Annotated in this window: 10 protein-coding genes and 3 rRNA genes; 6 read left to right on the forward strand and 7 right to left on the reverse strand. The window is 42.1% G+C overall.

Going from position 1 to position 15,637, the window contains the following annotated elements:
* Positions 1-2: 2 nt before the first annotated feature.
* The 5 genes from PNK_RS10435 to PNK_RS10455 all read left to right on the forward strand — a co-directional run bounded on the left by PNK_RS10435 (position 3) and on the right by PNK_RS10455 (position 3,711).
* Positions 3-734, forward strand: a complete 732-nt coding sequence (locus PNK_RS10435) for a hypothetical protein (RefSeq protein ID WP_059061941.1) — start codon at positions 3-5, stop codon at positions 732-734.
* Between the two features lie 238 nt (positions 735-972).
* Entirely contained in the window at positions 973-1,293 is a 321-nt protein-coding gene (locus tag PNK_RS10440) for a DMT family transporter (protein ID WP_032123792.1), read from the forward strand.
* Between the two features lie 98 nt (positions 1,294-1,391).
* The gene (locus PNK_RS10445; RefSeq protein ID WP_032123791.1) at positions 1,392-1,646 is read left to right on the forward strand and encodes a hypothetical protein; all 255 of its coding nucleotides are present in this window, start codon (positions 1,392-1,394) and stop codon (positions 1,644-1,646) included.
* A 262-nt stretch (positions 1,647-1,908) separates the two neighbouring features.
* Complete coding sequence (locus tag PNK_RS10450) at positions 1,909-2,577, forward strand: DsbA family protein (RefSeq protein WP_032123790.1); 669 nt, start codon at positions 1,909-1,911, stop codon at positions 2,575-2,577.
* Positions 2,578-2,868: 291 nt separating this feature from the next.
* Positions 2,869-3,711: a hypothetical protein gene (locus PNK_RS10455; protein WP_059061942.1), complete on the forward strand. Its 843-nt coding sequence runs from the start codon at positions 2,869-2,871 to the stop codon at positions 3,709-3,711.
* A 35-nt stretch (positions 3,712-3,746) separates the two neighbouring features.
* Here PNK_RS10455 and PNK_RS10460 read toward each other — a convergent pair whose 3' ends face one another.
* The 7 genes from PNK_RS10460 to PNK_RS10490 all read right to left on the reverse strand — a co-directional run bounded on the left by PNK_RS10460 (position 3,747) and on the right by PNK_RS10490 (position 13,975).
* Entirely contained in the window at positions 3,747-4,127 is a 381-nt protein-coding gene (locus PNK_RS10460; RefSeq protein WP_059061943.1) for a hypothetical protein, read from the reverse strand.
* Between the two features lie 40 nt (positions 4,128-4,167).
* On the reverse strand, positions 4,168-5,559 hold the full coding sequence (locus PNK_RS10465) for a hypothetical protein (protein ID WP_059061944.1): 1,392 nt from the start codon (positions 5,557-5,559) through the stop codon (positions 4,168-4,170).
* A 182-nt stretch (positions 5,560-5,741) separates the two neighbouring features.
* Complete coding sequence (locus tag PNK_RS10470; protein WP_059061945.1) at positions 5,742-6,161, reverse strand: hypothetical protein; 420 nt, start codon at positions 6,159-6,161, stop codon at positions 5,742-5,744.
* A gap of 191 nt (positions 6,162-6,352) precedes the next feature.
* Positions 6,353-8,134 (reverse strand): ankyrin repeat domain-containing protein, encoded by a 1,782-nt coding sequence (locus PNK_RS10475; protein WP_059061946.1) that lies wholly within the window; start codon positions 8,132-8,134, stop codon positions 6,353-6,355.
* A 762-nt stretch (positions 8,135-8,896) separates the two neighbouring features.
* A 5S ribosomal RNA gene (rrf, locus tag PNK_RS10480) occupies positions 8,897-9,011 on the reverse strand.
* Between the two features lie 156 nt (positions 9,012-9,167).
* Positions 9,168-12,114 (reverse strand): 23S ribosomal RNA (locus tag PNK_RS10485).
* 321 nt (positions 12,115-12,435) lie between these two features.
* A 16S ribosomal RNA gene (locus PNK_RS10490) occupies positions 12,436-13,975 on the reverse strand.
* Together the 16S, 23S and 5S rRNA genes form the textbook arrangement of a ribosomal RNA operon.
* A gap of 786 nt (positions 13,976-14,761) precedes the next feature.
* On the opposite strand from PNK_RS10490, the gene PNK_RS10495 reads away from it, so the two are divergent.
* On the forward strand, positions 14,762-15,481 hold the full coding sequence (locus PNK_RS10495; protein WP_059061947.1) for a hypothetical protein: 720 nt from the start codon (positions 14,762-14,764) through the stop codon (positions 15,479-15,481).
* The last annotated feature ends 156 nt before the right edge of the window (positions 15,482-15,637 follow it).

Below are 15,637 nucleotides of genomic sequence, written 5' to 3' on the forward strand. Positions count from 1 at the left end.
GCATGCTAAAATTAGAAAAATGTATCCACAGCTATCGCATTAACGTCTGCATCAGGGAAAAAGATACTTTCTTTACTCCTCTGCTTGTTAAATCCCTGGCTTTTGCCCTGACACTGCACTTGGTTGCCGTCGTCATATTCCACATCCAACCGTTTAAATTAACCACTTCTTTTTTATATCCCCCTGTACAAGTAGAGACCGAAAATAAGCCCTTCTTGGCAATGCCCTTGTTTGTAATGCAAGCTCCTGCAGAGGAAATCTCTTTTTCTCCTCCTCCAAGCTCAATCGAATCATTATATTCCCCCCTTTTACACCCGCCCTCCTCATCTGAGCAGCTACTGGCACTCACACCAATTCCCTCCCCCTCATTCCTCGCCTTAGAGCAGCGCCATTGGCCCATTGCCGCACCCTCTTTAGCACCCGTGATAGAAAGGGCCGCCATCCGCCTCTTTACCTCCGGCGATTTAGCTTCTCACTCACTTATTAGTCAGGATCCAAGACTTGGAAAAAGCGTGTTATTGGCTTACACTCAAGAGCCAGCTTATATCACGTATCAAGTGCGTTTAGACGAATCGGGCACAGTTTTTTGGTACGATAGGATTCAATCCAGTGCGTCGAAAGAAGCCAACAATCTGACGGAGCAAATCCTTTTGGATGCCAAGTTTCTTCCTTCTAAGCCGCCTGCCCATGCATCGGGCTGGCTCCATTTTGTCGTCTATGAACAAACTCACTAAATCTTTCCGAATCTTTCAAGGCATGTTTAGCATTTAAATTAACAGGTAGGCCTATTCATGTGAGTTTTAAGGAACAAGCCAGGCTTTAAGCTGTTTGTTAAAGTTCCAAATTGCTATAAGCATTACTTAATATAACCTCTCCCCCAGTAAAGTTGAGGGTCTATAATAAATAGACGGGTTGCCGCTTTGCGTAAAGAAAGTTCTAAACTGAGGAATCGGATTTATTTTAGGTATTTTTATGAACTGGATATACTTATTGATTGCAGGATTATTTGAAGTAGGCTTTACGACTTTCCTGAAACTATCCGAAAATTTTACACGCTTTTGGCCAACTGTCGGCTTTTTTTTATTAGCTATAATGAGCTTTTTCTCTCTTTCTCTTAGCCTCAAATCTATTCCTATCGGAACGGCCTACGCCATCTGGACAGGGATTGGAGCTTTTGGAACAGCACTGGTTGGCATTCTCTATTTTGGTGAATCGACTGACTTCTGGCGCCTCTTCTTTCTATTCTGCCTGATTTCTTCAATCATTGGACTCAAGCTCGTCTATTCAGGCTAGTGCTAAAGTAAGACCTAAAACTAGAAGAAATGCCAGCGTGACGTTATTATAAGCTGTCGTTATAATAGATATAAAACGACCAATTGGCAGGCAACTGAATGATCGAACTTAGCTTTACAACAGCGTTCATGCTCTACTTAGGCATTACTCTTGCCTTTGTGCTTGGGATTTGGATTTACTCTCATTATCGCACAAGACGTCAAATTATTTTTTCTTGCGAAAAGGCCTTGTTTGTTTGTGAATATTGCCACTTTGCCTATCTGGAAGAAAATATCAAAGAGCTCAATCGTTGCCCGCAATGCGGCCTTTTTAATAAGCAAAATCATTATCGCAAAATTCCCAACAAGCAATAGATTTCTCTCCATTGCCTTGCAAGCCATTCCACTCGTTTCTTAAAAGATTTCTACAACTTTTATATTTGCAGCAAATCAAACTATTTTCTATAAACCTTCTTTTTGCATCACTCTTCTCAAAACCAACGTCCCGCATTCGAGTGACCGCATGCTTTTTTTAACACCCTTTCCCTATATTCAGCACTGTTAGTGGTGAAATGAACGTTCTAAAGAGCATAATGTTGAAACTTACCCAAAATGGCGAATGAATAAGGAGCCGATCATGAAACCCTTTTTGCTTTCCATGTTTTCTGCCTTAACGGCTTTTTTCACCACTGCTTTTCTAGCCCACGCAGCACCCATCTCACTTGAAACAGACGGCCATCCTACAATCGGCTATCCTAAGGCTCCTGTCCAAGTGGTGGCCTTCTTAGAACCCAAATGTCCCGATAGCAAAAAATATAACAATAATGTCTTTCCAAAAATTGAAGAAGAATTCATCAACACCAATAAAATCCGCTACACTGTTATTCCAGTCTCTTTTCTGCCTAATTCCATGACAGCTGCTATCGCACTCTTATGCGTCGATTTTCAAGATGCAAATTATCCCAATCACGATCTATTTTTTAAATACCTCAACTATCTCTACCTCCACCAACCCCCTGAAAAAGACAACTGGGCAACTATTCCAACCTTGCAAGACTTTGCAGCACATACAAGCCGAGCTATCCGCTTAGAACAACTCAAAGAATGCCTTGAAAAAGAGCACTATCGAATACAGATCGAAAAAAATACCGCTTATGGTAATCGCATCATGAGCGGGCATCTTTCTACACCTACCATCTATGTCGATGGAATCAAGGTCGAAAATACAGATGATACGGTCGATTATGACAAACTAAAAAATGCCATTCAGTCTGCATTACAAGCCAAACAAGATCAAAAAAAGTAGTCTACGACAGCTTAAGCCCACCAAGCAGACTTAAGCTGACAAATTTCTTCACAGGCATAAGAGCCAGCCATCTCTTATGCCATCAGATCCCTCTATAAAGCTTCTACGCTTCAATATTCCCAAAGCATCATACATGACAATCCAGCTAATATCCGGACGAACTCTTTGAATACGCCTCTCTTAAGATACGATTAACTAACCCTAATAAAATCCAACAAAAACAATAAACTAATTTATATGAAATACATTATTTTATATAATTATTTAAAACATCAAAATCATAGTTTTACAATGATTCAATCCTTCTCTTTATTATCAATTCGGCAAACGCTGGGAAGTATTTGTTACACGCATACACAAGCAGTCACCCACTTTGCTTTGCTGGCTCCAATTACCATTGAAATTCTATCTTTAGGAATTCGCTACTGGAGCGAAGCTGATAAAACGGCGCTTGCATTGAAGCAATTTTCATTTGATTTAATCACGGCACCCAGGAAAGCGTTACAGGCTTATAGTCACTCGATTCGGAAGGTGGTGGTGATTGGGACTGGGACAGCTGCTTTTGCACTCTCCAGCTTCGCTTTGTATCGTTTGGGAGTGACCGGCTACGTCTCATCAACTTCTATCAATTGGCTCAAGTCGCTATCCATCATTGAACGGCTTGCCGTTTGGTCAAGGACTGTGAATATTTGGAGACTTCCAATTCCTGGCGGAGAGCCTTTTGTTTATATTGGCTATACGGCTTTGGCTGGAGCCAATCTTTATAAAAGCTGGCAGAGGCTAAAGGAGCGATCACCTAAGGCATTGACATCACTAACAGGAGCTCTCATTGCGCTTGGAACGTTAGCGGAGATGGTTTTACTAGGAACCGAAGTGCGCTGGCATCACTCAGGATATGGATTATTAATGATGCTCGCACCCTTTCGATCGGTTGAATTTTTTGGAACTTTAATGACCCTGGATTCTTCCCTCTATTGGTTTACTCATAGACGTTTTGATTACGATTTCGCCAATATTTTTGTAGAAAACTTTTCTCATTTTACCATTCAAATGGTTGCCCTTTCTAGTCTACAGCTTATCTTTAGCAAGAAGCGCTTAGAAGAAGTGGAGCCGAATCGATTAGAAACTATCTGATCGATTCGAGCTATTAGACAACTTCGGCAGGCCCCCTAAAAATAATTCATGTTAAGAACGCTCCCTATTGTCTGCTTGTCATCATCGCTCACTCCCGGCTCCGGCTCTGTTTTTTCTTGTACATGCGCCTCAATGCCAGTGCCCAATTCGTCAAAATATCCCGAAACCAGCATCGACTGAGACAAATTAACCCCTGTTGTCAATTCCAATTGATCTTCTTGCTCTGTTTCCTCCGCATCCACAAGTTCGCACGCATCTACCATTTCTGCATGAGACTCATGATGGCCACCTAAGCCAAAATAGGTGTTTAAAACGAGCGGATTCGCTTTCAGGTAGCTCTTTTGCGATTTCTTTTTTAAAATAGTACGGACGCTTTCTTTTACTTTAAAAATTGTATGGATAGTAGAGCCTGTCATGACCTGAGCACTGTGGGCAATGAAAAACGGGACAATGTGCTTAAAGTAAAGAGCAAAAAGCCGCGTGATTGCAGTCTAAAAGTATCTGCTTCTCTTCCAAAGGACTTAAAGCCTTTTCAAACTTGTAATAGTGCGATAACGCAAAAATGAAGTAGTTTTGAATGTGAATGCTTAAGAGCTCTTCAAGCAATCGAGCCTGGTTTTGGCTAAGCAAAGAAAGGCCGATAAAATCGACTTCTGCTTCTTGAATTTTTTGAATGATAATCGCTGCAAGATCCTGTGCTTTTTTGTCGTTAAGCAAAGACCTGAGCACAAAATCGATCATTAGTTCAATAGGCGTCTTAGCATCGTCATAGACGCCTTTAATCTTGTCCTGAATGGCATCTATTAATTGCTGCCTTTTTCGCGCTTTGCCTTGCGGATCCTCTAAAAAAGCGCGTTCAAATGCATCATGTGCCTTTTGAATACCAGATGCTTTCAAAATTTTTACGTATTCCTCAAAAGAACGCAAAACAAAGGTTGGAGTCGTTTGGGGATTTAACAAACACTCTATTCCATTGCCTATTAAAGCACTCAATAGATTGTGGCAGCTTTCTGCTTTTAGCTCCTCCACTAAATACTTTGAAATTTCTTTCAACGGTGCCATAATCTGATCAGAGATTTTCCGGGCTACATCTACTGATTGGCGGCCGCTGCAGCGCTCCTCAAGAAATTTTGTGAAAAGTCTGGTCAAAAGCGTTTTATCTTTTTCATTTTTTGCAATAGCTTGGAGGATTTCGACACATTGGGGCGAATAATAGGCGCACAATCCAAGCGAGGTAATCAATGTGCCTCTAGCAAGGCCGAAAGGATAGCCTATCCAAGAGGCGGGCGGTGGCGCGAGAATTGCATGCGTAAACTCTGTAGCGCCAATGCATTTTGCCATACTTAAAGCGTATTCTTTTTGAGGCCTTCCCCCGGCAAAAATTTGCCCAATATAGCCTCCTGCAATAGTCCCAACCCATCCTCCAACTGTCCCCCATCCAACGGCCACCAAATTCTGCTCACCTAAAAACTTTTCGGAAGGAGTAAGGACTAAGACGGTCACTGCAACGGCCGATGTGAGCATGACAACCTTTGCCAATCGGTTCGTTTGACGAGTGGTATTATAGTAAATGACTGCACCGCTCGCAATAAGGGTTAAAGGAACAAACAAATGCTGGCAGATGTCTGACATGGCCAGGCTTCCAAGGCGCACTCCTGCCATCTCGCCAAGCGAAATGGTAACGACTTGCCCAAACAAGCTGTTAGAGACTTGACCGATTTTCGAAAGAAGCGCTTTTAGCGAATCGCTAAGGTCTCTAAAAGACCATCTTCCCTTATCTCTTGTTTGTGGCTGTGAAGTACTCTCTATACGCCCTGTCAAATGAGTGAGATCTACGATTTGTACCACGATACATTCCTTTAATCAGTTGAGATGTCTTTAAAATCTCCATTTATTTAGCGAAGTAGAAATGAGAGATCTCATTTCTTTTTCTTAAGAAATAAAATGAAAGGGCTTTGAAAGCAATCTTGAAAGTGTATAGCTGGCGCTATTTACCAATAGCTTTTTAATCAAATGTTTTAAGGGGTGAGCTAGCGATTATTTTTCCAATAATTCATAAAAAGTGAACTCGCGACCGTTGCAGCACTTAAAGTTGCCACAGCAAAGCGGGAGAGAGGCAGCTTCAATCCGCTGGCTAAAGAAAAATTGAGCCCTCCAATCGCCAAGGCGAACACACAGGCCAAGCCACAAAGTTCGAATTGGCTGAGCTCATCTTGAATGAGAGGAACTTGATTGAAGAAATGATAGGTGATCTGACAGACTTTGGAAGCCAATTGCACAAAAAAAATATTTGAAACAATAACGGAACAACAGGCTAAAAAGGGATTTTGGAGAGAGGCTTTTGCATGGCTAAGAACAAGGACACAAAAGCGCCCCAATTTACCTATCTGCTGGATTTTAAGACAACCAGCCATTCTTTCAACAGGATAAAAGCTTGTTTGGATTTGCATATCAAATACGTCTTAAATTTAACCTCACTATAAAGTTAATTAAATAAAATTCAAGCATCTTGTATAGAGCAGCTACTCAGTTACGTTTAACCTTTTAGTGATAAGCAATAGTTCAAAAAGCATAAACAAAAAAGGCCTTAAAACGTTGTTTTAAGGCCTTAAAAAAACTCTAGCTAATTGCAATGACTTATTTAATCTTTTAATCCCCTCTTTTTAGAAGGATTCTGCTTAGCTAATAAAAACAAATAGACGTCACCTTCTCGATCATCGACTAAATCTAACGGATCCTTCAAATCTCGATTGGCCTGCACGCTATTTTGATTCGTAGCCAAAATTTTAACGCAGTTTATATAAGATTTTTGAAGCATATCGAGAATTTCTTCTCCCTCATCCTCTTCATCTCCATCATCAAAAATATTTTCTTTGAGAGCTTGAATTTCCCCTTCAAAGAATTTGATGCATTGATGCAAACACGTGTTTCCTTCAGAATCGACAACTTTATTAAAATCGAGATTCTTTGATTGAGAGATTTCTAAAAACATTTCCAAGTTTGGAAGTAAGACAGAATAAGTATCCATTTTTATACTCAGATCATCGTCATCAAATGCGCAATCTATGTCAGCCCATTTAAAAAATAGAGAGAATATGGCTTCCATTTGAGCAGGAGAACATGAATTTAAGAATAATGGCAAAATATTCCATTCACTTTTAATCAGCATCTTATTTATTAGATTTTCATTCGCACGAATATCTGCACAAAAACCTTGTTTTAAAGCCATTCCAATAATTTTGATCTGTGAATCTGATAAAAGTTCTTCCCTATCTTCTTCCAAGACTTCAATCAATTGTGCCCATCCTTCTGACAGCATTGATACATCTTGCAAATGTTTTAAGAAACAGCTCATTAAATAAGCATTTCCTGCACGCGCCGCTAAAATCAAAGGTGAGTCCCCATTATCTCCTCGCTGAAGAGGTGAACATCCTCTTTTAATAAGTTCATCAGCAATCTCCTGCCATAGAGGAGCCTTCACAGGTGGAATTTGCGTATCCTGGCGAAGACTCAAGTAATGAAGCACTGTCCAATTTTTATCATCTCCTTCCCCTGCTTTTTTTACAGAGCAATCTCTTTCCTGTAATAAAGCACCTATAATGTCTAAGGCTCCGCGATTGGCTGCTTCAAATAAAAGCTCTTTACTTTTCTCTTCGAATAGATGGGGGGAAAGAATTTTCCACATAACAAGCTGAACTTCGGATGCTAGATAATTCCCTTGGACTGTATGTGAAAGACAAGAATCGACAACGCTCTCATCTGGATTAATTAGGGTTCTGAGATCGCAAAGCATGCTAATTTCGGTCACAATATAGCGAGCACATTCTCTAAAACTCGAAGGACGATAAATAGGAGTCGCTTGCTTGAGATGATTGTCAAGCAAAGGCCTAACGCTATTCATTTGAACCAAGGGATTTGAATAGCTATCATAGCAATTGAACGCAGTTTGCCAGCATTTTTTATCACTGTCTGTCAAAGGAAGAGCTTTGAGATTCAAGGGAAAAGCAGTCTGCGCGAATTGAGATAGAGGTCCTTTATTTAGAACCATTCCTCGATGCCTTTCGATCATAAGCGAATTAAAGTAATCATTCGAGGTAATTTTTCTAATTTTTTCAACGTTATTGACAATATTTGGCAACGTATGAAGGGAATTCTGATAAAGCAAGTGCAATTTAACGCATTTATAACGCACCTGAAATGCTTGATAAGCTGTTGGAAAAAACGCTGTTGTAACTAATGGCCCATTCCATATTTTTTCATGCAAGCTTTTCCAAGCGGGATCGATCTCTTCTTTAATGAATTCATTCCACGATCGACTAAGATAGACCATGCGTGTTAAATTCACCTCATCTAAAAACTCACAAACAAATCCATGTATTTCACGAGGATAAACAAAAACAGAGGATAGATTTTGGCTAGTCATATAAATACTCCTTAAAATTAAACATTTATTTATTAAAAACTAAAGTTATCTATCTTTCCTCATGTTCAATAATTACAATACAAAAATTAAACATGAATACCCTCTATTTAATCAAGAATTATTAATAATATATACTAAGAAATAACCATAAAAAAACTAAACTAAACAAAAAGAAATTATTAATTTTATTTAAAATTTAAATTTAAAAGATTAGACTAATCTTGCAGCCTGATCCAACGAGTAGGAATAAAGTTTTTTAAATAGAATGTTATCTTTGGCGGATCGAAGCACAATCTGACCTTAGGTGTAATGCGTCTAGTATATTTTGTCTCGCTAAGCCACTTGTTACATGCTTCATAGAATTAAATATTTAAGACAGCGAACAAGAGTTCAACGCAGAGACGGTAAGGCTGAGAGACGCAGAGTGGATGATAAGCCATGTACTATCCTAATCCACCCAACTGAAGCGCACTATCCAAAATTGATTACAGCTAGCACCATAGTTTTTACTCGGGCGATTACTTTACGATCCGCAAGATAAAGACGCATTGGATTTAACAATCTCTGCGTTGCACCCTTGTTCTATGTCTCATTTTTAATATCTTTGAATACGACAGGCCGACTGAAAACCTCTAGTGAGGACCGAGCGAACGATGAGTAAGGGGAAGATAATGCGGGCGTGGAGGGCGACTAGAAAAAATGGATTATTTGAGGGCAAAAAAAAAGGCCTTAAAACGTTTGTTTTAAGGCCATGAAAAAAAAGCTTGGCGGCGACCTACTCTCCCACACTCTTGTGTGCAGTACCATCGGCGATCAGAGGCTTGACTTCTGAGTTCGGAATGGGATCAGGTATTTCCCTCTCTCTAATGCCACCAAGCGAAAATCATAAAAGTTTAGTCTTGTCGTTTAAATCTGAATCGTAAATTCACTAAACCAAAAACAGTGCTTGAAAATAATCTCACACGCTTGATTTTGTATATTGGACCACACTTTGTGCTGAAGGGAATGGTCTTCGTCCTTCAGTAAAAAAAAGGTGGTCAAGCCGATCGACCGATTAGTATTGGTAAGCTCAACGCATTACTGCGCTTACACACCCAACCTATTAACCACATCGTCTATATGGTGTCTGATAGGGATACCTTATCTTGAGGGAGGCTTGGCGTTTATATGCTTTCAACGCTTATCCGTTCCGAACATAGCTACCCGGCAATGCTCTTGGCAGAACAACCGGCTCACCATTGGTTCGTCCACTTCGGTCCTCTCGTACTAGAAGCAGCTCCTCTCAAGTATCCTACGCCCACAAAAGATAGGGACCAAACTGTCTCACGACGTTTTGAACCCAACTCGCGTACCGCTTTAATTGGCGAACAGCCAAACCCTTGGGACCTTCTTCAGCCCCAGGATGCGATGAGTCGACATCGAGGTGCCAAACCGCCACGTCGATATGAACTCTTGGTGGCGATAAGCCTGTTATCCCCGGAGTACCTTTTATCCGTTGAGCGACGGCGATTCCACATTCCACCGCCGGATCACTAAGCCCGACTTTCGTCTCTGTTCGACTTGCAGGTCTCACAGTTAATTTGCCTTATACCTTTACGCTCTACTCGTGATTGCCAACCACGATGAGGCAAACTTTGGACTCCTCCGTTACTCTTTAGGAGGATACCGCCCCAGCAAAACTGCCCGTCTGACAATGTCCGAATCCCAGCTTCATGGGATTTCGTTAGATTCCCGACTTATCAAGACCAGTATTTCAACGACGACTCCAGCCTACCTGACGGCAGACCTTCTTAGTCTCCTGGTTATTCTACACATGACAAGTCAAGAGCCAATATCAGAGTACAGTAAAGGTTCACGGGGTCTTTCCGTCTTATTGCGGGTAAACAGCATCTTCACTGCTACTACAATTTCACCGAGTCTCTTGTTGAGACAGTGCCCAGATCGTTATACCATTCGTGCAGGTCGGAACTTACCCGACAAGGAATTTCGCTACCTTAGGACCGTTATAGTTACGGCCGCCATTCACCAGGGCTTAAATTCAATGCGTTGCCTTACGGCTAACATCTCCTTTTGACCTTTTGGCATTGGGCAGGCATCACACCATATACTTCGACTTAGACGTCTTTGCATAGTGCTGTGTTTTTGTTAAACAGTCGCCTGGGCCATTTCTCTGCGGCCACATGATGCTCAAGCAGCAAGTGCTGTCACAACTTGTGGCTCCTCTTCTCCCGAAGTTACGAGGATAATTTGCCGAGTTCCTTAACAAGAGTTCTCTCGCGCGCCTTAGAATATTCTTCCCACCCACCTGTGTCGGTTTTGGTACGGTCGCCATCAACGATTAGAGTCTATTTCTTGGAAGCATTGCGCTACACTATCGGTTCCTCCGAAGATTCCCCTTAGTCCCAACCTGGCGTTATGTTGGCGGATTTGCCTACCAACCGGCCTCATTGTTCCACGGACACATCCAATGGTCCGCGTGCTTGACGTACTCCGTCGACCCTTCATCATAGTTTTAGGCGGCGCAGGAATATTTAACCTGCTTTCCATCACCTACGCTTTTCAGCCTCGGCTTAGGGACCGGCTAACCCAGGGAAGACGAGCTTTACCCTGGAAACCTTAGGTTTTCGGCGAGGAGGATTTTCACCTCCTTTATCGTTTACTCATGCCATGCATTATCACTAGTATGCGCTCCAGCGCTCCTTACGGTACGCCTTCGACGCTGCATACTACGCTCTCCTACCGCTTATTCTTATACAGAATAAACCCGCGATTTCGGCTCTATGCTTTAGTCCCGGATATTATCGGCGCAGAGTTTCTCGATTGGTGAGCTGTTACGCACTCTTTAAATGATGGCTGCCTCTAAGCCAACATCCCAACTGTTTTAGAAACTCCACTTCCTTACTCACTTAGCATAGAATTAGGGGCCTTAATCGGCGATCTGGGCTGTTCCCCTTTTGACAACGTAGCTTATCCCACGCTGTCTATCTCCCGGACGACTTTACAGTATTCGGAGTTTGATTTCCTTTGGTAGGTCGGTAGACCCCCGCGTGAATTCAGTGCTCTACCCCTGTAAAGGGCTGTCCGAGGCTAACCCGAAAGTTATTTCGAAGAGAACAAGATATCTCCAAGTTTGATTGGCCTTTCACCCCTATCCACAACTCATCCAAAACTTTTTCAACAGTTACTAGTTCGGTCCTCCACAAGGTGTTACCCTTGCTTCAACCTGGTCATGGATAGATCACTTGGTTTCGTGTCTGCGCCAAATGACTTAACGCCCTTTTAAGACTTGCTTTCGCTTCGGCTTCGGAACGATGTCCCTTAACCTTGCCATTTAACGCAACTCGCTGGCTCATCATGCAAAAGGCACGCCGTCAGCCATTCCCAAAAAATTGGGCATAGGCCTTCGACCGTTTGTAAGCTATTGGTTTCAGGTTCTATTTCACTCCCCTAACAGGGGTTCTTTTCACCTTTCCCTCACGGTACTGGTTCACTATCGGTCATTAACGAGTATTTAGCCTTGGAGGGTGGTCCCTCCGGATTCAGACCGGGTTTCACGTGTCCGGCCCTACTCAGGTGCTCATCTAGCTAGCTTGCTTTTTCGCATACGGGGCTTTCACCCTGTGTCGCCTGACTTTCCAGAAATGTTCTGCTAAAGTTTGCTAGCCATTGTGATGAGTCCTACAACCCCGCTATTAGAAATAGCGGTTTGGGCTCTTCCCAGTTCGCTCGCCGCTACTATGGGAATCTCTGATTTGATTTCTTTTCCTCTGCCTACTTAGATGTTTCAGTTCGGCAGGTGTCGCTTCCTTAACCTATGTATTCAGTTAAGGATAACCAGACATTACTCTGGTTGGGTTTCCCCATTCGGATATCTCCGGGTCAAAGCTTTTATCCAGCTCACCGAAGCTTTTCGCAGGTTTCGCGTCCTTCATCGCCTGTTAATGCCAAGGCATCCACCAATAGCCCTTAATAGCTTGACCAAAAATTAGTCTCAAGCAATTAAGTATGAGTACGACTCACATAAGTATTGCTACTTATGTCACTTAAATTTTGTGTGAAGATTATTCTCAAGCGCTGATTTTGATCAGTGAATTGTTTTAATAAGATGATTTACATCTACTTTACGTATTCACGTTTCATTGTTTGTTACCAAACAATCAACGTTTTTAGATTAAACTTGATTCTTAAACTTTTATGACTTTCAAAATAACGACTGTCTGTGTTTGACAGTATAAGTAAGACAATGTACGAGCTAATAGAGCTTGCCCAACCTGTTTGCTAATTAAAGCAAACTGTCCTTTAAAGGAGGTGATCCAGCCCCACCTTCCGGTAGGGCTACCTTGTTACGACTTCATCCCAGTCATCGGCCTTACCTTACACGCCTCTTTCCTTGCGGTTAAGCCAGCGGATTCGGGTAAAACCAACTCCCATGATGTGACGGGCGGTGTGTACAAGACCCGGGAACGTATTCACGGCGATGTTGCTGACTCGCCATTACTAGCAATTCCGTCTTCATGTAGTCGAGTTGCAGACTACAATCTGAACTGGGGCCGGCTTTCGGGATTTGCTTCACCTCGCGGTTTCGCTGCCTTTTGTACCGACCATTGTAGCACGTGTGTAGCCCCAGACATAAGGGCCATGCGGACTTGACGTCATCCTCACCTTCCTCCTGGTTAACCCAGGCAGTCTCATTAGAGTTCCCACCTTAAATGTTGGCAACTAATGATAAGGGTTGCGCTCGTTGCGGGACTTAACCCAACACCTCACGGCACGAGCTGACGACAGCCATGCAGCACCTGTGCAGCAGTCCCGAAGGAAAGGCCTATTTCTAGACCGGTCTACTGCATGTCAAGTCTGGGTAAGGTTCTTCGCGTTGCATCGAATTAAACCACATGCTCCACTGCTTGTGCGGGTCCCCGTCAATTCTTTTGAGTTTCAGCCTTGCGACTGTACTCCCCAGGCGGTATACTTAACGCGTTAGCTACGGCACAACTAGGGTTGAGTCCAGTTACACCAAGTATACATAGTTTACGGCAAGGACTACCAGGGTATCTAATCCTGTTTGATCCCCTTGCTTTCGCGCTTTAGCGTCAGGAATAAGCTAGAAAACCGCCTTCGCCACCGGTGTTCTTCCACATATCTACGCATTTCACCGCTACTTGTGGAATTCCGTTTTCTCCGCCTACCCTCGAGAGATGTAGTTTCAAATGCTGTTCCGAGGTTGAGCCCCGGGATTTCACGTCTGACTTACATCCCCGCCTACGCGCCCTTTACGCCCAATAAATCCGATTAATGCTTGCACCCTCCGTATTACCGCAGCTGCTGGCACGGAGTTAGCCGGTGCTTCTTTACCTGGTACGTTCAAACTTACTGGATATTAGCCAGTTTATCTTATTCCCAAGCGAAAGAGCTTTACGACCCTAAGGCCTTCTTCGCTCACACGGCGTCGCATCGTCAGGCTTTCGCCCATTGCGAATGATTCTCGACTGCAGCCTCCCGTAGGAGTCTGGGCAGTTCTCAGTCCCAGTGTTGGCGGTCAATCTCTCAATCCGCCTAGACGTCTTAGCCTTGGTGCGCCTTTACCACACCAACTAGCTGATATCGCATGGGCCCCTCTTTAACCGCGAGGTCTTGCGATCCCCCACTTTAATAAGAAAAAGATGTCTTATTCTCACCGTATCTGGTATTAGCGGTCGTTTCCAACCGTTATCCCAGAGTTAAAGGCAGGTTACCCATGTATTACTAACCCTTCCGCCACTGAACCCGAAGGTTCCGTTCGACTTGCATGCCTCATCCACGCCGTCAGCATTCAATCTGAACCAAGATCAAATTCTCACAGAAAAAATAAACTCTTGAAAAATTGAGTTGATTATATTAATCGTATCGCTTCTTGAGCGATACTAATATGTGTGACAGGTAAACTGTCCCACACAAGCTCTATTGTTTATGCTTGCACATTGTCTCTCTTATACTGTCAAAACACTCACGCATAAGCTCATCGGCTTTTGCTATTCTTACGTTTTGTTTCGTTTTTTACGCTCATTTCGTAAGAAGCTACAAACATACAAAATATGGGCTTTTTAGCGCAACATACTTTTTCGCTTTATTTCAATTTCGCTTTCAAGACAACACCAAAACTGGTTTTTCTTTCTCTTTTTTCGCATTCAATTCACAATTGATGCAATTCAAATTCTGAAATTCACCTTAAAAGCACATGCACCCAAAAAATCACCGCCTCTTCTTCAAAGGTCCAAAAACTGAACCGATTCCAAAGAAAAAGATCATATATTTATAAAAAGAGTTGAATGGATAACAGTCCAAGACGACTTGGGCATGAAAGAAGAATCGAAGTTTTCGAAACTTCAACAACTCTTATAAAATTAATTTTGGTTTGACGGGGATTACATTTAACTGGTTTGATACTTTGAAGGGCTGAAGGAGAGATGACCTCTCCTTGCTCTCTATTCTTAATATTATAATATTAATTATTTTTTTGCAACTACATTATTTTAAATCTATTACAAAAAAGCTGAAAGTAATCTTTTAAAGTTAACGACGATACTTGGTTTGATCTTTTATAACTAATTTATTATAATACTTTTAATTAACTACAATCATGGAGAAAAAATGACTGTTTTAACTCTAAACGAAATGCCTTTTGCTCTTAGTTATACTTTAGATAGGTATGTTTTCGGTGCTGATTTTTTAAATCCAGTGAATAGCGGCCAAGGCGTTATTTCTACATTCATTGGCAAGCCAGTCAGGGCAGTTGCTCGATTAGTAAATGAAGCCTCTATGGCTATTTTTGTCGGGTTTATAGGCACCAACTATCATGCTGCGAAAGGGATCATCTATAAGGTAAAAGCGTTGATAAACGGCGATCCTGCTCTTAAAAATAAATATTCTAAGCTTGGCTTGGAACATTTTAAAGCGGCATGGACAGATTTCTCTGCGTTAGCAACCACGAACACGGCTATTATTGGCAATCCGAGCCTCGTGCTTCCTCGATACGCGCCTAAAGCAAAGGTTAAAATAGAGGAAGTCAGACGCGACAATGCTGAATGGATAGGTTATCTTTTTCCCAATACTTCTTCTGAAGAGATTGATGAATTGATTGCTAGGCAGCAAACATTTGACGTCAAAAAATTGGCTCTTGCAGCTACTAGTATAAGAGAAATTGAAACAGCCTATAAAAGAATGCACAATGACAGCAGCCACACACCCCTTCGCCCTCTCAATGATAGAGGAGTTCTACTCATTTCTTTGAGGGGTGATGGATTGGTACAAACCGTGTTTGGCCTCAATCCAGCTAAGATTATTGAGAACTTGAATTCCACTCAATTTTAGCCAAGGATAATCCCGCTTATGTGGGCATTCCTTGTTCAATGTCAAGAAACCAATGAGACCAATCGAAGAATAGTATCAAGTCTAGATCCTTATTAATCGACTTTCTCTAAAAAAATTTCGAATTCAAAGATTTTGAACAAACGCCAGCTGGCTAAA

The organism is Candidatus Protochlamydia naegleriophila (assembly GCF_001499655.1).
In the GTDB taxonomy this organism is placed as follows: Bacteria; Chlamydiota; Chlamydiia; order Chlamydiales; family Parachlamydiaceae; genus Protochlamydia; species Protochlamydia naegleriophila.

Excerpts from the sequence above, each read along its gene's own strand:
- PNK_RS10455 (WP_059061942.1), top strand. The coding sequence starts at position 2,869 with ATGATTCAATCCTTCTCTTTATTATCAATTCGGCAAACGCTGGGAAGT.
- PNK_RS10495 (WP_059061947.1), top strand. The coding sequence starts at position 14,762 with ATGACTGTTTTAACTCTAAACGAAATGCCTTTTGCTCTTAGTTATACT.
- PNK_RS10470 (WP_059061945.1), bottom strand. The coding sequence starts at position 6,161 with ATGCAAATCCAAACAAGCTTTTATCCTGTTGAAAGAATGGCTGGTTGT.
- PNK_RS10445 (WP_032123791.1), top strand. The coding sequence starts at position 1,392 with ATGATCGAACTTAGCTTTACAACAGCGTTCATGCTCTACTTAGGCATT.
- PNK_RS10435 (WP_059061941.1), top strand. The coding sequence starts at position 3 with ATGCTAAAATTAGAAAAATGTATCCACAGCTATCGCATTAACGTCTGC.
- PNK_RS10440 (WP_032123792.1), top strand. The coding sequence starts at position 973 with ATGAACTGGATATACTTATTGATTGCAGGATTATTTGAAGTAGGCTTT.
- PNK_RS10450 (WP_032123790.1), top strand. The coding sequence starts at position 1,909 with ATGAAACCCTTTTTGCTTTCCATGTTTTCTGCCTTAACGGCTTTTTTC.
- PNK_RS10460 (WP_059061943.1), bottom strand. The coding sequence starts at position 4,127 with ATGACAGGCTCTACTATCCATACAATTTTTAAAGTAAAAGAAAGCGTC.
- PNK_RS10475 (WP_059061946.1), bottom strand. The coding sequence starts at position 8,134 with ATGACTAGCCAAAATCTATCCTCTGTTTTTGTTTATCCTCGTGAAATA.